Source organism: Streptomyces roseirectus (assembly GCF_014489635.1).
GTDB lineage: Bacteria > Actinomycetota > Actinomycetes > Streptomycetales > Streptomycetaceae > Streptomyces > Streptomyces roseirectus.
The window spans coordinates 8,554,102-8,570,682 of sequence record NZ_CP060828.1 but is presented as its reverse complement, the minus strand read 5'-3'; the positions used below and the strand labels follow the sequence as shown (position 1 = coordinate 8,570,682).

The window sequence follows — 16,581 nt, the reverse complement described above, 5'->3', positions numbered from 1 at the left end:
GTGTCGAGGTCAGCCCTTGGTGGCGCCGGCCGCGATGCCGGTGACCAGCGAGCGCTGGAGGAGGAGGTAGACGATCAGGCTGGGGACGAGGGCGATGACCGCGCCGGCCAGCAGGACGCCGGAGCCGACCTCGGGGTCGGTGCGCAGGATCGACAGGGCGACGGTGACGGTGTAGTCGGTGGGGTCCTTGGAGGCGATGAGGGGCAGCAGGTACTGGTCCCAGATCATGACGAACCCGAGGACGCCGGCGACGCCGAGCGCGGGCCTGCACAGCGGGAGGATCACCTGCCACAGCATGCGGAACTCGCCGACGCCGTCGAGGCGGGCGGCCTCCTCGATCTCGACGGGGATGTCCTTCATGAACTCGGTCAGCAGCATGATCGAGAAGCCCCAGGCGCCGAGCGGCAGGATGACGCCCCACACGGTGCCCTTGAGGTCGAGGCCGACGACGGGAACGTGGCCGAGGACCAGGGAGAGGGGGATCGCGATGACCTCCTCGGGCAGCATCATCGTCAGCATGAACAGCGTCATGATCAGCGCCTGGCCCCGGAACCTGTGCCGGGCGAGGGCGTAGGCGGCCAGGACCGAGACGGCGAGCTGGAGCAGGAGGGCGCCGCCCGCGATGACCAGGGAGTTGGTGAAGTAGTCCCAGATGCCGCGCTCGTTCGCGACCTTGAAGTTGAGGAGCGTCGGGTGGTGCGGGAGGAAGGAGAGGTCGGAGCCGCTGGGGTTCGTGCTGAAGGCGCCCGCGAAGATCGTCAGGAAGGGCACGGCGAAGACGCCGAGGGCGATCAGGCAGAGCAGGATCCGCAGCGCCCAGGCGACGCCGGGCCGTTCGCTCCAGCCGAGGGCGGTGTCGAAGCGGGCCGGGGTGGTGCGGGCGGCCTTGGCGGACTTGGTGCGGGCCGGGGTGGCGGGTGCGCGGACGGGGTCGATGGCGGGTGCGCTCATCGGGCGTCTCCCCTCTTGCGGAAGTAGTTGACCGTGACGGTCAGCAGGAGCGTCACGCACAGCAGGACCACGGAGGCCGCCGAGGCGCCGCCGATGTCGTTGCGGGTGAAGCCGAGGGTGTAGGCGCGGGTCATCCACACCTCGGTGGAGCCGGCCGGGCCGCCGCCGGTGAGGACGTACACCTCGGTGAAGACGCGCAGGCCGCGGATGGCGGCGAGGGTGAGGACGATGCCGAGGGCGGGGCGGATCGCGGGGAGCGTGATGTACCGCAGGCGCTGCCACAGGGAGACGCCGTCCATCGCGGCGGCCTCGTACAGCGAGCGGTCGACGCCCGCGAGGCCGGCCAGGATGATCACCATGTTGTAGGGGGCGCTCATCCAGATGCCCATGGCCATCGTCGACCACAGCGCGGTGCCCGGGTTGTCCAGGAACTGGGTCGGTCCCAGGCCCAGGAAGCCGAGGGCGTGGTTGATCACGCCGTCGGAGGTCGGGTAGTACAGCAGCCGCCACAGCTCGCCGACGACCGCGGTCGCGGTGACGACGGGCAGGAAGACGGCCGTGCGGACGAGCTTCAGTGACCGGCTCTGGCCCTCCAGGAGCAGGGCGAGGGCGAAGCCGACGAGGATGCCGCCGAGGGAGATGCCGATGCCGAGGAGCAGGGTGTGGCCGACGGCGTCCTGGAACCGGTGGTCGCTCAGGACGCGGGTGTAGTTGTCCAGGCCGACCCACTGGTCACCGAGGAAGGGGCGCACCTTGAAGAGGCTGAGCCAGATGCCCTTGGCCATCGGCCAGAACTTGAACAGGAGCGCGAGCAGCAGCGCGGGGGCCAGGAAGAGCCACGGCAGGACGCTCCTCGTGCCGATGCGCCGGGCGCGGTGCGCCGGGGCCGGGGTGGTCGCGGTCATTTCAGCAGGTCCTGGTCCTTGAGGTCACCGGCGAGGGTGTCGTTCAGCTCCTTGAGGCTGGAGCGGACGTCGCCTCCGCAGTAGGTGAAGATCGAGTTCAGCGCGTCGGCGGTGTCCTGCCGCAACGGCGCCCAGTCAAGCGCGTTCGGGAACTCGACCGAGGCGGTCCGGTACGCGTTCTGCACGACGTTCCAGCGCGGGTCGTCGCGCACCTTGGCCGCGTCGAGGGTGTGGTTGACGGGGATGCGGACGACGGGCTGGTGGTCGCCGGTCATGGCGAGCGTCTGGCCCTGGGGGGAGATCAGGAACGCGGCGAGCGCCTTCTCCTGCGCGGTCTTGCCGGTCTTGGCGCCGAAGTAGATGTTCTCGCCCTCGGCGAGGACGTCCCTGTTGCCCGCGGGGCCCGCCGGGGCCTGGACGACCTCGAACTTGTCCTTGCCGAGCGACTTGTCGAAGGCGGAGATGTTGTAGGGGCCGGTGAGGTACATCCCGGCGTTTCCGTCCTGGAAGTTGCTGGCGTTGCTGGTCATCGCGGTGATGGCGCCGGGCTGGACGACGTTCTTGTCCGGCGTGCAGAACCAGGTCTTCTTCAGCCAGGTGACGGCGTTCACGGCGGCGTCGGAGTCCATGGCCGGCCGGTAGCCGCCGGTCTTGGTGGGCTCGATGATCCGGGCGCCGGCCTGCCAGAGGAAGCTCGCGCTCCACCAGGCGACGTAGCCGCGCTGGGCGCTGCCCGGGACGACCATGCCGTAGGTGTCCTTCTTTCCGTCCCCGTCGGGGTCGTCGGCCGCGAACGCCTTGGCCAGGGTGAGCAGGTCGGCCCAGGTCTTCGGGGCGGGCAGGCCGAGCTTCTGGCGCCAGTCCTTGCGGATGAAGAGGGTGAACGCCTGGCGGGAGTAGGGGATGCCGTAGTGGGCGCCGTCGAGGCCGACGGTGGTGGCCCAGGTCTTGGCGTCGAGCTGGTCGTGTCCGGCGATCGACGCGGGGTCGATCTTCTTCAGCAGGCCCTGGGCCTGGTAGCTGCCCATCAGCGCGGCGTCGTTGATCATCACGTCGGGCAGGTCCCTGGTGGACGCCCTGGCCTGGAGCTGCTGGTCGAAGTTGACGACCGGGCGGTGCTGGACCTTGATACCGGTCTGTTTCGTGAACGCGGCGAAGACCTTGTCGTAGGTGAGCGCGGACTCGGGGTCGCTGCGTGTCCAGACTTCCAGCGTGTCGGGGTCGCTGCTGCCCCCGCTGCCCGAGCCGCCGCACGCGGACACCCCGAACATCAGCGCTGCGGCACCGAGGCCGGCGGCGAGGCGACGACTTCGCCGGCGATCCACCATGGGCACTCTCCGTTCATATCCGTGAACTCTCTTCACGAATCTAAATTAGGGGCTCAAGCTATGGATGGTTTCGGCCACATGTCAAGACATGACCGGGAGGTTGCGGCCGCGCCGCGCCTCCCTTAAATCCCTGGTTCGGGCTCCTCCGCCGGAGCAGGATGGGGGCGTGGTCGAGATCGCGTGTGACGAGTCCGGGGCCGACGGGGAGAACCTGGTCGGGGGAAACACGTTGTTCTTCGCTCACGCGAGCGTGGATCTCCCGGTGGACATCGCGGCGGCACATCTCGTGGAGATCAGGGCGCGGATTCGGTCGCCCGCCACGGAGTACAAGGCGAACCATCTGCTGCGGGAGAAACACCGGGCGGTGCTGGAATGGCTGCTCGGGGCGCTGTGCGGGCGGGCTCATGTGGAGCTGGTGCACAAGGAGTCGTTCCTGGTGGGGCGGGTGGTGGAGGTGCTGGGCGGGGATCTGTCCGACGCCGAGGCACTGCTGCGGGAAAAGGCCGGGGCACAGCCCTGGGGTGTTTTTCTCCGGGCCGCCAACCGGCTGCTGCGGGTGCGGGCCGACGTCGATTCCGCGACCCTCGTCCGGGAATTCCTCGACGCCCTCGACGCACTGCGCCAGGCCGTTTCCGACGGCGAATCCGGCGATGCCCTCGCGCGGCTCGCACAGGGCCGGGAACGGGCCCACGCCTACCGCGCCGCGATACCCACCCTGATCCCCGTCCTGGACCCCCTCTTCCCGACCGTCGTCGCCACCGCCGCCCACTGGTCGGCCCCCGGCGTCCCCGTGCACCTCGTGCACGACCGGCAGACGCTGCTGTCGCCGGCGCGGATCGCGTGGATCCGGGAGCGGGCCGGCGCGAGGGGCGTCGAGCTGGCCGGGATGCGGCTCGTGCAGGCGCGGCACGAGCCTCGCGTGCAGCTCGCGGACTTCCTCGCGGGGATCGCCAGGAAGATCGCCGGGGACGCGCTCACCGGCGCCGGCGACCCGGTGCTCGGCGAGCTGCTGCGCCCGTACCTCGAAGGCAACGCGCTGAAGAACGCGATCACTTGAGGTGAACACCCGTACGCCTCCGCCCGTATGAACAGTGGGCGCTCCACGACCACGGCGCCCCGCGGCGCACGCGTCGCGTGTTCGGGTTCGGGAGCCATTCATGAGGCACGTACGACGACGCACCGTCCGGCGAGTGACACGGCTGGCGGCCGTCGGCGGACTCCTCCTGGGCGGCGCCATGGTCACCCAGGCCGCGATGGCGAGCGAGACGCCGAACTCGTCGTCGCTGGTGCGCAGTTCGGCCGACACGGCGGGCCAGACGGGCACCGAGCTGACGAAGCGGCTGGGCACCGCGCGGACGGCGGGCAGCTGGATCGGCGCGGACGGCAGGCCGGTGGTCGCGGTGACCGACGACGCGGCGGCGGCCGAGGTCCGCAAAGCGGGCGCCGAGCCGAAGATGGTCGGCCACAGCATGAACGAACTCAAGGCGGCCACCGCGACGTTGAAGGACGCTCCCCGCGTCCCCGGCACCGCCTGGTCGGTGGACTACCGCACCAACAAGGTCGTCGTCCAGGCGGACAGCACGGTCTCGGCGGACGACTGGTCACGCATGACGAAGCTCGCCTCCGGCATCGGCGGCTTCGTGCAAATGGAGCGCACCAAGGGCGAGTTCACCACCCGGATCAACGGCGCGCTGCCCATCCTGTCGACGAGCGGCCGGTGTTCGGCGGGGTTCAACGTCACCAACGGCCAGCAGGACTTCATCCTCACCGCCGGTCACTGCGGGCCCAACGGGTCGGTCTGGTTCGCGAACGGCCAGGCGTCGCAGCAGGTCGGGCAGACCGTCGACTCGTCGTTCCCCGGCGGCGACTACTCCGTGATCCAGTACGCGGGCGGCAAGGCGGGCGAGGGCGCCGACATCGTCGCGATCGGCAACGGCAACGGCGTCCGGATCACCGGTTTCGGCGATCCGGTCGTCGGCCAGCGGGTGTTCCGCAGCGGCAGCACGACGGGGCTGCGCGACGGCCAGGTCACCGCGCTGAACTCGACGGTCAACTACCCGGAGGGCACGGTCACCGGTCTGATCGAGACGAACGTGTGCGCCGAACCCGGCGACAGCGGCGGCCCGATGTTCTCCGAGGGCATCGCGCTCGGCGTCACCTCGGGCGGCAGCGGTGACTGCACGTCGGGCGGGACGACGTTCTTCCAGCCGGTGTCGACGGCGCTGACCCAGACGAAGCTGAAGCTGATCGTGGCGGCGCGGGCGGACGGCACGCGGCAGAACCAGCCGGCGCCCAGCTCGACTCCGACACAGGCGGCGATCGCCCCGGGTTCGGCGGCGCCGGGCTCGACGGCTCCGGTGGGCGGCATCGGCACCTCGCTCGCCGGCCGGCTGACCGACCCGCTGACGATCGGCCCCGGCCTGCTGGTCATCGCGGCGAGCATGGGCGCGCTGCTCATGACCCGGTATCTGCGCGAGGAGCGCGACCGCAAGGCGTACCAGCGGTACTACTCGGCGACGTGGGGCTGAGCCCCTTCTGGTGACAGAGAAGGGCACCCACCGAGGGTGGGTGCCCGGAAAAGAAGGGGAGGCGGGGAGTCAGGCCGCTCCGGCGGTCTGGTGGGACACGGCGGCCCACTCCGTCACCAGCCGCTGGTACTCCTCGCGCTGGTCACCGCGCAGAATCCCGCCCGACCGCAGCCACAGGGCCCGGATCTCCTCGTTGACCTCCGCGGCCGATCGCTCGGTAAGGGGTTCAACAGTGATGGACATGGTGTGAATCTTACGGCGCCAGGGGTGAAGGCCGCGTGAGTTAATAGGTTTCATTCCGGGCATATCGGACCGTGTTACTGATCACGTCAACTGCCCGGAACAAAAAGGGCGGTCAGGTGCCGGGCTTGCGCCCGTAGACGAACACGTCGTCACCGTTCTTCAGCAGCGACCAGTACTTCTTCGCGTCCTTGGTCGTCATGTTGGTGCAGCCGTGCGAGCCCGGCGGGTTCCACACGCTGATGCCGACGGAGTGGAACGCCTGGCCGCCGTCGAAGAACTGGCTGTAGGGCATGGGCACGTGGTAGATCGACGACACGTGGTCGATGTTGCGCCAGTAGATCTTCTTGAGCCCCGTACGCGTCTCGAAGCCGTCGCGTCCGGTGCGCACCGGGACCGGCCCGTACACGAGCTTCTTGCCGTCCTGGATCCAGCTGAGCTGGAGCGTCAGGTTCACACAGGCGATCCGGCCCTTGTTCGTCGGGCACTTGCCGTCCTTGTTGGGGTTCTTCCCCACGGCCTTCTGCTTGTTCATGAGATCCATCACCCCCCAGGTGACGGACCCGGCGTAGCCGATGTTCGGGGTGATGCCGTGCTTGGTCTGGAACGCCCGGATCGCCTTGCAGTCCGCGCTGGACTGCTTGCCGTCCACGGGGCGGCCCAGGAACTTCTCCACCTTCTTCTGGTACGGCCCCGCCGACATCGTACAGCTCGCCGCCTGCGCCGTCCCGGCCCCCAGGGCGATGGTGAGCGGCGCCACCAGTGCCGTGACACCGGCCACTACCGCCGCTCGTCTGCGTATGTCCCCCACGACCGCTCCTCCTTCGGGATGTTCCCTCGCCTGCCTGAACCCTTCGCCTGCCTAGACCTTCCGGCGGACACCTCGGTTGTACCCCACATGGCCCTGTGACAGAACGGTGAAAAATCCCTCAGTCCCGTGACGGTCAAGGGCGTCCGGCGGCGGGCTCGCGCGCCTCCTCCCCGGCCACGAGCGTCCACCTGCCCCGCAGCGGCGACAGCAGCACCGGCACGAACGCCGTCGCCAGCACGGCCCCGCCCGCCCACAGCGTGGGCCGGACGCCGACGAGTTCGCCGAGGAGCCCGGAGAGCGCGGCGCCCACGGCGAGGGCGCCGGTGAGCAGACAGCGGAACGTGGCGTTCATCCGGCCCAGCAGCGCGTCCGGCGTCTTGTGCTGGCGCAGGCTCACGCCGAGGACGTTGTCCACCCCGATCTTGAACATCGCGAGCACCCAGCCCCCGGCCGCGACCCACAGCCACGGCGCCGCGCCGATCAGCGGGACGAGCAGCGCCGCCGGGGCCAGGGCGGCGCCGGCGAGGCCGAGCACCCGGCCGTGCCCGAACCGCGCGGCGAGCGGCGGGGCGCAGCGCGCGCCGAGCAGCAGCCCGACCCCGCCGGCCGCCCAGTACAGGCCCAACGCCCCGGCGGACAGCCCGAGTTCCCGTACGAAGAGGATCGGCAGCATGGTGTTGACGAGCTGCGAGCCGAGGTTGGAGAGCGCGGCGGTGGCGGCGAGGGCACGCAGTTCCCGGTCCCCGGCGACATGGCGGACGCCCTCCGCTATCTGGGCCCCCAACCCCGGTGCCGAGGGCGGCCGTTCGGTGGCCCGTACCGCCGTCAGACCCAGCGCGGACGCCAGATGGCCGACGGCCGCGCAGAGGATCGCCACCGGGGCCGTGAGGAGCTGGACGAGGCCGCCGCCGAGACCGCGCCCGGCGATGTTGGCGACGGCCTGGAGGCTGACGACGGCCGCGTTGGCCCGCACCAGAGCGCCCCGCCCGACGAGCTTGGGCAGGGCGCTCTGGGAACCGACGTCGAAGAACACGGTCGCGCAGCCGTTGAGGAGGACGACCGCGTAGAGGTGGCCGAGGGTGAGCGCGTCCAGCCACCAGGCGAGCGGGACGGACGCGAGGAGCGACCCGCGGGCCAGGTCGGCGCAGATCAGCACCCCGCGCTGGCGCATCCGGTCCACCCAGGCTCCGGCGGGCAGCCCGATCAGCAGGAACGCGACCGTGGAGAGCGTGGCCAGCGCGCCGGCCTGGCCCGGCCCCGCGTCGAGCGCGGAGACCGCGATCAGCGGGACGGCGACATAGCTGACGTTGGTCGCGAACTGGCTGAGCGCGGAGGCCGCGAACAGGGCGCGGAAGTCCCGCCCGTGCCAGGGGGATTCGGTGGATCGCACCTGGTCAACGGTGGCGTACGGCCCCCGGTCGGGACAAGTGAAAAGATCTCGACCGACTGTTGAGCGCCGCTTCAGCGATAGCCGGTCACGTCCGCGGGCCGCCCCGCGTCCTGCACCTCCACGATGTACCGCCAGGCGTCGGGCCGGCTCCCGTCCAGGTCCGTGAACCCGTACACCTGGGCCAGGCCCCCGCTGGACAGCGACTTCCCGTTGTGGCGGGCGACGTCCGGGTCGGCGGCGAGGGCGGCGACCGCGCGGCCGACGTAGCGGGGCGTCTCGGAGATCGCGAAGTGCGGGACCTTCTCCAGGGCGTCGCGCCAGGTGTCCTCGGTGACCCCGTAGTGCTCCAGCATGAGTTCCGAGCGCAGCCAGCCCGGGGTGACGACGACGGCGGTGGCGCCGTGCGGGGCGAGTTCGTGGCCGAGCGCGAAGCCCATGCGCAGGACGGCCGTCTTGGCGAGGTCGTAGTAGTAGTTCACGCGGTAGTTCGCCCGGTTGTACTCGTCGGTGCCGTCGGTCGTCTCGACGACGAGCCCGCCGGGGTGGCGCAGCAGCAGGGGCAGGGCGTGGCGGGAGGTGATGGCGTGCGTGTCGACCGCGAGCCGCAGGACGCGCAGTCCCTTGTCGAGGTCGTGCTCCCACACCGGGGTGTCCCACTCGACCAGGTTCTCGGCGCCCCAGATGTCGTTGACGAGGACGTCCAGTCGGCCCTGTTCCTTGTCGATGCGTTCGACGAGCGTCTTCACCTGCGCCGGGTCCAGGTGGTCGGTGGGGACGGCGATGCCCGTGCCGCCCGCCTCGGTGACGAGGTCGGCGGTGTCCTCGATGGTCTCGGGGCGGTCGTACTCGGAGCGCTGGGCGCGGGTGCTGCGTCCGGTGACGTAGACGGTGGCGCCGGCCGCGCCCAGTTCGACGGCGATGCCGCGTCCCGCGCCTCGGGTCGCCCCGGCGACGAGGGCGACCTTGCCGCGCAGGTCCGGGGCGGTGTGCAGGGGGGTGTCCGGCTTCGTGTTCTTCATGACGTCGATGATCACGGGGAAGCCGGACACCTTCTGTCGCCTTTTCCGGCGGGTCTCGGATTTGCCGGAGACTTTCTCAGTGGCCCCGCGCGATCCACTCCTGGAGCTGCGGCGCCTCCGCCCCGATCGTCGTCTCGTCCCCGTGCCCGGTCAGCACCCGTGTCCCGGGCGGGAGCGTGAGGAGGCGGTCGCGGATCGAGTCGATGATCGTCGGAAAGTGGCTGTAGGAGCGTCCCGTGGCCCCGGGGCCGCCCGCGAACAGGGTGTCGCCGGTGAAGACGGCGCCCAGCGCGGGGTCGTAGAGGCAGACGGCGCCCGGCGCGTGCCCCGGGGTGTGGATGACGCGCAGGTCCGCGCCGACGGCCTCGATGACCTGGCCGTCGGCGAGGTGTTCGTCGGGGTCGGTGCCGGGGTGGGTGAGCTGCCACAGGGGCAGGTCGTCGGGGTGCAGCCAGATCCGGGCGCCGGTCGCCTCGGCGAGCGCGGGGGCCGCGTTCACGTGGTCGTTGTGGGCGTGGGTGCAGACGATCGCCGCGAGCCGCCGGTCGCCCACGGCACGGGCGATGGCCTCGGCGTCGTGGGCGGCGTCGATGACGATGACCTCGTGGTCGTCGCCGACGATCCAGACGTTGTTGTCGACGTCCCAGGTGCCGCCGTCGAGCGTGAACTGCCCTGAGGTGACGAGGCGTTCGATGCGCGCGGCCATCAGAGGACCACCACCGAACGCAGGACGTCGCCTTCATGCATCCGCTCGAACGCCTTCTCCACCTCGTCGAGTTGGATGGTCTCGGTGACGAACGCGTCCAGGGGCAGGCGACCTTGGAGGTGCAGGTCGATCAGCATCGGGAAGTCCCGTGAGGGCAGGCAGTCGCCGTACCAGGACGACTTGAGGGAGCCGCCGCGTCCGAAGACGTCCAGCAGCGGGAGTTCGAGCTTCATCTCGGGCGTGGGGACGCCGACGAGAACGACCGTGCCGGCCAGGTCCCGTGCGTAGAACGCCTGCTGGTACGTCTCCGGCCTGCCGACCGCCTCGATCACGACGTCCGCGCCGAACCCGCCCGTCAGCTCCCGGATCGCCTCGACGGCGTCCGTGCCACGGGAGTTGACGGTGTGCGTGGCGCCGAGTTCGCGGGCCTTGGCGAGCTTGCGGTCGTCGATGTCGACGGCGATGATCCGCGCGGCGCCGGCCAGGTTCGCCCCGGCGATCGCCGCGTCCCCGACGCCGCCGCAGCCGATGACGGCGACGCTGTCCCCGCGTCCGACGTTGCCGGTGTTGATGGCGGCGCCGATGCCGGCCATCACGCCGCAGCCGAGGAGCCCGGCGACGGCCGGGGACACCGACGGGTCGACCTTGGTGCACTGCCCGGCGGCGACGAGCGTCTTCTCCGCGAACGCCCCGATCCCGAGCGCCGGGGACAGTTCCTGGCCCGTCGACGCGAGGGTCATCTTCTGCTTCGCGTTGTGCGTGTCGAAGCAGTACCACGGGCGCCCGCGCAGACACGCCCGGCAACTCCCGCACACCGCACGCCAGTTGAGGATCACGAAGTCACCGGGCGCGACGTCGGTGACGCCCTCGCCGACCGACTCCACGACGCCCGCCGCCTCGTGCCCGAGCAGGAACGGGAACTCGTCGTTGATCCCGCCCTGCTTGTAGTGCAGGTCGGTGTGGCACACCCCGCACGCCTGGATCCGGACGACGGCCTCGCCGGGTCCCGGGTCGGGGATCACGATCGTCTCGACCCGTACCGCCTCGTCCTTGCCCGGCGCGATGACTCCGCGCACTTCCTGTGCCATGGGCTGCCCCTTTCGTCGGCGACTCTCCGTCCCGCCTCCGACCCTACGCGCTGGTGATCACCCCGGCGCGACATCACGCCACCCGTAGCCTGGCCGTGTGACCGACGCATTGAGCAGACCCGCACCCCGGACCACTCCCCCATGGCGGCTCCTCCTCGGCTACGTCCGGCCACACCGCCGGACCCTGCTCGCCGGGGCCCTCCTCTCCCTGCTCGCCGGCGCGGTGGGGCTCGTACTGCCGCTGGTGGCACGGGAGTTGATAGCCGACCTCTCCGACGACCGGCCGATCGGCGGGGAGTTGGCGCTCATGACGGGGCTGGTGGTCCTCGACGCCGTGCTGGGCGGGGTGGCTTCGTACGTGCTGCGGCGGACCGCCGAGTCGGTGGTGCTGGGCGCCCGCAAGGCGTTGTCGTCGTATCTGCTGCGGCTGCGGATCACGGCGGTGGACCGGACCGAGCCGGGTGATCTGATGGCGCGGATCACCTCGGACACGACGCTGCTGCGGGAGGTGACGACAGACTCGCTGGTGGGGCTCGGGACGGGCGGGCTGACGCTGGTGGCGACCCTCGTGGTGATGGGGTTCGTCGACGGGGTGCTGCTCGCGGTGACGCTGGGCGTGGTGGTGTTCACGGCGCTGGTCATCGGGCTGATCGTGCCGCGCATCAACCGGGCGAGCCGGCGGGCGCAGGACGCGGTCGGGGTGATGGGCGCGTCGCTTGAGCGGGTGCTCGGCGCGCTGCGGACGGTGAAGGCGTCCGGGGCGGAGCACCGGGAGGAGAAGACGCTGCACTCGGCGGCCGAGGAGTCGTGGCGGCAGAGCGTGCGGGCGGCGATGTGGTCGGCGGCGGCCGGGAACACGGCGGGGCTCGCCATCCAGGTCGCGTTCATCACGGTCCTCGCGGTGGGCGGGGCGCGGGTGGCGACGGGCGCGATCGACATCGGGACGCTGGTGGCGTTCCTGCTGTTCGTCTTCTATCTCATGTCGCCCATCCAGCAGTTGGTGGGCGCGATCGCCCAGTACCAGACGGGTTCGGCGGCCCTGACGCGCATTCAGGAGGCCCTGTCCCTGCCCGCCGAGCCCACCTCCCGCCCGGCCCCGCTGCCCGGCGCCGACGCCGAACCGGCCTCGGTCGCCTTCACGGACGTCCGTTTCCGGTACGCCGCCGACCTGCCGTTCGTCCACCACGGGGTGACGTTCACGGTGCCGGCGCGCGGCATGACGGCGTTCGTCGGCCCCTCGGGCGCGGGCAAGACGACCGTGTTCTCGCTGATCGAGCGGTTCTACGACCCCGAGGAGGGCGTCGTCACCCTGGACGTGCGTCCGCTCGCCGACTGGGATCTGCCCGAACTGCGGTCCGCCATCGGGTACGTGGAGCAGGACGCGCCGGTGCTGTCGGGGTCCCTGCTGGACAACCTGCTGCTGGGCAACCCGGACGCGGACGACGACGCCGTGCGACGGGTGGTGAAGACGACCCGGTTGGACGGTCTGGTGGCTCGACTGCCGCAGGGGCTGGAGACGTTGGTGGGGCACCGGGGGACGAAGCTCTCCGGCGGTGAACGCCAACGTGTGGCGATCGCACGGGCGTTGTTGCGCCGGCCCCGGCTGCTGATGCTCGACGAGGCGACCTCGCAACTGGACGCGGTGAACGAGGCGGCGCTGCGGGACACCGTCGCCGATGTGGCCCGCTCGACGACCGTCCTCGTCGTCGCGCACCGCCTGTCGACGGTCACCATGGCCGACCGGATCGTCGTCATGGAGGCGGGCCGGGTCCGCGCCGTGGGTACGCACCGTGAACTCGTGGGCGCGGACCCGCTGTACGCGGAGCTGGCGGCGACGCAGTTCCTGGCGGCGGATGATTCGCCGGAGCAACCAGTCAACTAGCCCAGTCTGCGCAGGCGTTCGGCGTCGGAGGTGCGCGGGCACGTCCCGCACGCCTCCGCCGGGCGGATCGCGTAGAACATGCAGCACCCGGCGCGCGTCCGCGTCGGATGGCAACTGCCGTCCGGCGCAACGAGGTTGCGGAACCCGGCGCCCGCCGGATAGGGGGCCACCGGGCCCGGCAACAGCTCGCTCGCGGCGCGGATGCCGTCGTCCTCGCGGCCGAGCACCCGGCCCAGGTACCAGAGTCCGGAGACGAGGTCGTCGCCGACCATGCCCCAGAGCGCGCGCGAACCCCGCCTGGTCAGCGGGGCGAACGCCGCCAGGACGGGTGCCATGTGGGCGGCGACGGCGGCGCGCGGGTCGGGGTCGTCGAGGTCGCGGCCGGTGGGGCGGACGAGGTAGGAGGCGCCGGCGAGGTCGGCGCGCAGGTCGCCGGGGCGCACGAGGGGGACGCGGTGCCCGAGGAACCAGGGGCCGGTGATGAGGAGGGCGGCCGACCAGGCGTAGTCGTGCAGGGCGCGGGAGGCGGCGACGTGCCGGGGGACGCGGACGCCGTACCGGTCCTCGATGCGGGCGGCCTCGGCGTCGACGAGGGCGCCGGGGTCGGCGAGGACATCGACGCCGGTCAACTCGCCGTCGGTGACCTGGACGTCGAGGACGTCGCAGAGACCGGTGAGCCGGCGCAGGACGTCGGTGACGGGCATGTGGCGCTCCACACTGAGAGGTTTCCGGTCCGGGGGTGTTCCCAACCGCGACGTAAGGTGTGAAGATCGCAAGAGCGAGCACAGCGATTTCACAGGCGGTTGAAAACTAAAGGAAGCCTAACCTAAGCTCACCCCTCGTGACTGCGACCCTTCGGGACACACCACCCACAGGTGTGTCCTCCCGTGCCTTCCGGCACATCTCCCTGTTCGCCCTGGGCATCGGCGCGTTGGTGCTGTGCGCGGCGCTGAGCCTCGCGCTCGGCGCGCGCTCGGTGCCCCTGTCGACCGTGACCGGCGCGCTGTTCGGCGACGCGCACGGCCGTGACGCCCTCGTCGTGACCGGCCTGCGCCTGCCGCGCACGGTCATCGGCCTGTTCGTCGGCGCCGCGCTCGGCGTCGCCGGTGCCGTCGCGCAGGGGATCACCCGCAACCCGATCGCCTCGCCGACCACCCTCGGCATCGACGCGGGAGCGGGCCTCGCGGTCGTCGTCGCGATCTACGCGCTGGGGCTCGACACCCCGGTGCAGTACGTCTGGTTCGCCTTCGCGGGCGCGGCCGGCGCCGCCCTGTTCGCCCAGGCGCTGGCCCGGCGCTCCGGCGACATCAACCCCCTCCACCTGGCGCTCGGCGGAACCGTCCTGCGGATGGTCCTGCTCTCCTGGACGTCCGCCGTGATGCTCCTCAACCAGCGCACCCTGGACGAGGCCCGCTTCTGGCTCGCCGGGTCGCTCGCCGAACGCCCGCTGTCCGCGCTGTGGCAGGTGCTGCCGACGCTGATCCTCGGTCTCCTGCTCGCCCTGGCCGTCTCCCCCGCGCTCAACACCCTCGCGCTGGGCGACGACGCGGCGGCCGCGCTGGGCGTGCCGGTCGGCCGGGTACGGCTCGCGGGCGGCATCGCGGTCGTCCTGCTCGCCGGGTCCTCGGTCGCCGTCGCGGGACCGGTCGCGTTCATCGGACTGGCCGCGCCACACCTCGTGCGGCCGCTGCTGGGCGGCGATCACCGGCTGCTGGTGCCCGGTTGCCTGATCGCGGGGCCGGTGCTGCTGCTCACCGCCGACGTCCTGGGCCGCCTGGTGATCCGCCCCTCCGAACTGGAGGTCGGCATCGTGACGGCCTTCCTGGGCGCGCCCCTGCTGGCCCTGCTCGCGCGGAAGGCGGCCCGATGAGCACGCTCGCCGTCAAGGTTCCACCCCAAGTCCGCCGGCGCCGGCGCGTCCTGGTCCTCGCGGGCACCGGACTGGCCCTGCTGGTCGCCCTGCTGACGTTCTCCCTGACCACCGGCACGATGGCCATCCCCGCCGGCACCGCCCTGCGCGCGCTGGTCGGGCTCGGGGACCCCGGGGACGTCCTGGTCGTCCAGGAGTTCCGGGCGCCCCGCGCGTTCGCGGCGATCGTCGCCGGAGCCGGGCTCGGCGCCGCCGGGTGCGTGCTGCAACGCCTGTTCCGCAACCCGCTCGCCTCGCCGGACGTCATGGGCGTCACCGGCGGCGCGTCCCTCGGCGCGGTGGCGCTGCTGGCGACCGGCGCCGCCCAGACCCTCATCCCGCTCGGCGCGCTCGGCGGCGGCCTCCTCGCCGCGCTGCTGCTCGGCGTCTTCAACTGGGGCTCCGGACTCGCCGTCACCCGCCTCGTCCTCACCGGCCTCGCCGTGCAGGCGGCGCTCGCGGCCGGCGTCAACCTGATGATCGTCCGCTTCCCGGCGGAACTCGCCGGGTCCGCGCTCCAGTGGACGACCGGATCGGTGTACGGGCGGACCTGGACCGAGGTGTGGGGCGGGGCGTCGGCGATGGTCGTCGCGCTGGGCGTGGCGCTGGTGATGAACCGGCGGCTCGCGGTCCTCGACCTCGGGGACGACTCGGCGGGCGCCCTCGGGCTGAACACATCCCGGGCGCGCCTGCAACTCCTCGTCCTGGCCGTCGTGCTGGCCTCGCTCGCCGCCGCGCTCGCCGGGCCCGTCACCTTCGTGGCGCTCGCCGTGCCGCACATCGTGCGGTTCCTGACGGGGCCGCCGACCGCCGTGACGCTCGCGCTGGCCGCGCTGACCGGGGCGGTGCTGCTGCTCGCCTCCGACCTCGTCGTCCAGCACCTCCTGCCGGTCGAGGGGCTGCCCGTCGGCGCCGTGACCGCGACCCTGGGGGCGCCCTGGCTGCTCGTGCTGATGCTGCGGCAGTCCTCGCCCGTGAACGTGAAGAGGAACACCTGATGACCAACCAGCTCACCACCCAGGGACTCGGGCTGCGCTACGGCGAGCGGACCGTCGTCGACGGCCTCGACCTCACGCTGCCCGGCGGGGCGGTCACGGCGATCGTCGGGCCCAACGCGTGCGGCAAGTCGACCCTGCTGCGCGGGCTGAGCCGGCTCCTCACCCCGGCCGCCGGGACCGTCACCCTCGACGGCGCCGACATCCACCGCATGGACGCGCGGACGCTGGCCCGGCGCATGGGGCTGCTGCCGCAGCAGCCGGTGACGCCCGAGGCGATCACCGTCGAGGCGCTGGTCCGGCTCGGGCGCTACCCGCACCAGCGGCTGCTGAGCCCGTGGTCCGCCGCCGACCAGGCCGCCGTCGAGGAGGCGCTGGCCCGCACGGGCACGGCCGCGCTGCGCGACCAGCCCGTCGACCAGCTCTCCGGCGGGCAGCGCCAACGCGCCTGGATCGCGCTGGCGCTGGCCCAGGACACCGAGCTGCTGCTGCTCGACGAGCCGACGACGTTCCTCGACCTGCGCCACCAGCTCGACGTCCTCGACCTCGTGGCCTCGCTGCACGCCGAGGCCGGGCGGACCGTCGTCATGGTCCTGCACGACCTCGGGCAGGCCGCCCGGTACGCCGATCACATGGTCGTCCTCAAGGACGGCCGCCTCGCCGCCGCCGGGCCGCCCGGCGACGTGCTCGACGCGGAACTCGTGAAGTCCGTGTTCGACGTCGACTGCCGGATCGTCCCCGATCCGGAGACCGGCACCCCGCTGGTCATCCCCAAGAGCAGTGCGGTGCGGCACTCCGCCGCGTCGCGCGACTGACCCGTCCCACCGAG

At 71.8% G+C, this 16,581-nt stretch carries 16 protein-coding genes; 6 read left to right on the top strand and 10 right to left on the bottom strand.

What is annotated here, in order from left to right:
* Positions 1 to 9: 9 nt before the first annotated feature.
* Genes IAG44_RS37140 through IAG44_RS37130 form a run of 3 tightly spaced genes read right to left on the bottom strand, consistent with a single transcriptional unit; the run spans position 10 to position 3,184 of the window.
* Positions 10 to 951 (bottom strand): carbohydrate ABC transporter permease, encoded by a 942-nt coding sequence (locus tag IAG44_RS37140; protein ID WP_187751456.1) that lies wholly within the window; start codon positions 949 to 951, stop codon positions 10 to 12.
* Positions 948 to 1,856 (bottom strand): carbohydrate ABC transporter permease, encoded by a 909-nt coding sequence (locus tag IAG44_RS37135; RefSeq protein ID WP_187751455.1) that lies wholly within the window; start codon positions 1,854 to 1,856, stop codon positions 948 to 950. The genes IAG44_RS37140 and IAG44_RS37135 overlap by 4 nt, the downstream gene beginning before the upstream one ends.
* On the bottom strand, positions 1,853 to 3,184 hold the full coding sequence (locus tag IAG44_RS37130) for a type 2 periplasmic-binding domain-containing protein (protein WP_187751454.1): 1,332 nt from the start codon (positions 3,182 to 3,184) through the stop codon (positions 1,853 to 1,855). The genes IAG44_RS37135 and IAG44_RS37130 overlap by 4 nt, the downstream gene beginning before the upstream one ends.
* Before the next feature lie 166 nt (positions 3,185 to 3,350).
* Here IAG44_RS37130 and IAG44_RS37125 point away from each other — a divergent pair, with 166 nt between their 5' ends.
* Together IAG44_RS37125 and IAG44_RS37120 are read left to right on the top strand one after the other, a co-directional pair.
* Positions 3,351 to 4,241, top strand: coding sequence for a hypothetical protein (locus IAG44_RS37125; protein ID WP_246562366.1), 891 nt, complete (start codon positions 3,351 to 3,353; stop codon positions 4,239 to 4,241).
* 133 nt (positions 4,242 to 4,374) lie between these two features.
* Positions 4,375 to 5,712, top strand: coding sequence for a S1 family peptidase (locus tag IAG44_RS37120; RefSeq protein WP_246562364.1), 1,338 nt, complete (start codon positions 4,375 to 4,377; stop codon positions 5,710 to 5,712).
* A gap of 69 nt (positions 5,713 to 5,781) precedes the next feature.
* Here IAG44_RS37120 and IAG44_RS37115 read toward each other — a convergent pair whose 3' ends face one another.
* The 6 genes from IAG44_RS37115 to IAG44_RS37090 form a co-directional block, all read right to left on the bottom strand.
* Positions 5,782 to 5,955: a hypothetical protein gene (locus tag IAG44_RS37115; RefSeq protein ID WP_187751451.1), complete on the bottom strand. Its 174-nt coding sequence runs from the start codon at positions 5,953 to 5,955 to the stop codon at positions 5,782 to 5,784.
* Between the two features lie 112 nt (positions 5,956 to 6,067).
* Complete coding sequence (locus IAG44_RS37110) at positions 6,068 to 6,763, bottom strand: L,D-transpeptidase family protein (protein WP_187751450.1); 696 nt, start codon at positions 6,761 to 6,763, stop codon at positions 6,068 to 6,070.
* 133 nt (positions 6,764 to 6,896) lie between these two features.
* Positions 6,897 to 8,153, bottom strand: coding sequence for an MFS transporter (locus tag IAG44_RS37105; RefSeq protein ID WP_187751449.1), 1,257 nt, complete (start codon positions 8,151 to 8,153; stop codon positions 6,897 to 6,899).
* A 71-nt stretch (positions 8,154 to 8,224) separates the two neighbouring features.
* Positions 8,225 to 9,172 carry an SDR family oxidoreductase gene (locus IAG44_RS37100; RefSeq protein WP_187751448.1) on the bottom strand — a complete coding sequence of 316 codons (948 nt, stop codon included), beginning with the start codon at positions 9,170 to 9,172 and terminating at the stop codon, positions 8,225 to 8,227.
* Between the two features lie 76 nt (positions 9,173 to 9,248).
* Positions 9,249 to 9,878, bottom strand: a complete 630-nt coding sequence (locus IAG44_RS37095; RefSeq protein WP_187751447.1) for an MBL fold metallo-hydrolase — start codon at positions 9,876 to 9,878, stop codon at positions 9,249 to 9,251.
* Positions 9,878 to 10,966 (bottom strand): S-(hydroxymethyl)mycothiol dehydrogenase, encoded by a 1,089-nt coding sequence (locus IAG44_RS37090; RefSeq protein WP_187751446.1) that lies wholly within the window; start codon positions 10,964 to 10,966, stop codon positions 9,878 to 9,880. The genes IAG44_RS37095 and IAG44_RS37090 overlap by 1 nt, the downstream gene beginning before the upstream one ends.
* A 97-nt stretch (positions 10,967 to 11,063) precedes the next feature.
* Between IAG44_RS37090 and IAG44_RS37085 the strand changes: the two genes are divergently transcribed.
* On the top strand, positions 11,064 to 12,848 hold the full coding sequence (locus IAG44_RS37085; RefSeq protein WP_246562362.1) for an ABC transporter ATP-binding protein: 1,785 nt from the start codon (positions 11,064 to 11,066) through the stop codon (positions 12,846 to 12,848).
* On the opposite strand, the gene IAG44_RS37080 is transcribed toward IAG44_RS37085, so the two are convergent.
* Positions 12,845 to 13,552, bottom strand: a complete 708-nt coding sequence (locus IAG44_RS37080) for a (2Fe-2S)-binding protein (RefSeq protein ID WP_187751445.1) — start codon at positions 13,550 to 13,552, stop codon at positions 12,845 to 12,847. The genes IAG44_RS37085 and IAG44_RS37080 overlap by 4 nt on opposite strands.
* A 173-nt stretch (positions 13,553 to 13,725) precedes the next feature.
* Here IAG44_RS37080 and IAG44_RS37075 point away from each other — a divergent pair, with 173 nt between their 5' ends.
* Genes IAG44_RS37075 through IAG44_RS37065 form a run of 3 tightly spaced genes read left to right on the top strand, consistent with a single transcriptional unit; the run spans position 13,726 to position 16,567 of the window.
* The gene (locus IAG44_RS37075; protein ID WP_187751444.1) at positions 13,726 to 14,718 is read left to right on the top strand and encodes a FecCD family ABC transporter permease; all 993 of its coding nucleotides are present in this window, start codon (positions 13,726 to 13,728) and stop codon (positions 14,716 to 14,718) included.
* On the top strand, positions 14,715 to 15,755 hold the full coding sequence (locus tag IAG44_RS37070) for a FecCD family ABC transporter permease (RefSeq protein WP_187751443.1): 1,041 nt from the start codon (positions 14,715 to 14,717) through the stop codon (positions 15,753 to 15,755). The genes IAG44_RS37075 and IAG44_RS37070 overlap by 4 nt, the downstream gene beginning before the upstream one ends.
* A complete protein-coding gene (locus IAG44_RS37065) occupies positions 15,755 to 16,567 on the top strand; it encodes an ABC transporter ATP-binding protein (protein WP_187751442.1) in 813 nt (270 codons plus the stop codon). Before IAG44_RS37070 ends, IAG44_RS37065 begins: the two co-directional genes overlap by 1 nt.
* The last annotated feature ends 14 nt before the right edge of the window (positions 16,568 to 16,581 follow it).

What these genes read in the sequence shown, in the direction of transcription:
- IAG44_RS37100 (WP_187751448.1), bottom strand. Translation starts at nt 9,172, where the DNA reads ATGAAGAACACGAAGCCGGACACCCCCCTGCACACCGCCCCGGACCTG.
- IAG44_RS37115 (WP_187751451.1), bottom strand. Translation starts at nt 5,955, where the DNA reads ATGTCCATCACTGTTGAACCCCTTACCGAGCGATCGGCCGCGGAGGTC.
- IAG44_RS37065 (WP_187751442.1), top strand. Translation starts at nt 15,755, where the DNA reads ATGACCAACCAGCTCACCACCCAGGGACTCGGGCTGCGCTACGGCGAG.
- IAG44_RS37095 (WP_187751447.1), bottom strand. Translation starts at nt 9,878, where the DNA reads ATGGCCGCGCGCATCGAACGCCTCGTCACCTCAGGGCAGTTCACGCTC.
- IAG44_RS37140 (WP_187751456.1), bottom strand. Translation starts at nt 951, where the DNA reads ATGAGCGCACCCGCCATCGACCCCGTCCGCGCACCCGCCACCCCGGCC.
- IAG44_RS37135 (WP_187751455.1), bottom strand. Translation starts at nt 1,856, where the DNA reads ATGACCGCGACCACCCCGGCCCCGGCGCACCGCGCCCGGCGCATCGGC.
- IAG44_RS37070 (WP_187751443.1), top strand. Translation starts at nt 14,715, where the DNA reads ATGAGCACGCTCGCCGTCAAGGTTCCACCCCAAGTCCGCCGGCGCCGG.
- IAG44_RS37130 (WP_187751454.1), bottom strand. Translation starts at nt 3,184, where the DNA reads ATGGTGGATCGCCGGCGAAGTCGTCGCCTCGCCGCCGGCCTCGGTGCC.
- IAG44_RS37090 (WP_187751446.1), bottom strand. Translation starts at nt 10,966, where the DNA reads ATGGCACAGGAAGTGCGCGGAGTCATCGCGCCGGGCAAGGACGAGGCG.
- IAG44_RS37080 (WP_187751445.1), bottom strand. Translation starts at nt 13,552, where the DNA reads ATGCCCGTCACCGACGTCCTGCGCCGGCTCACCGGTCTCTGCGACGTC.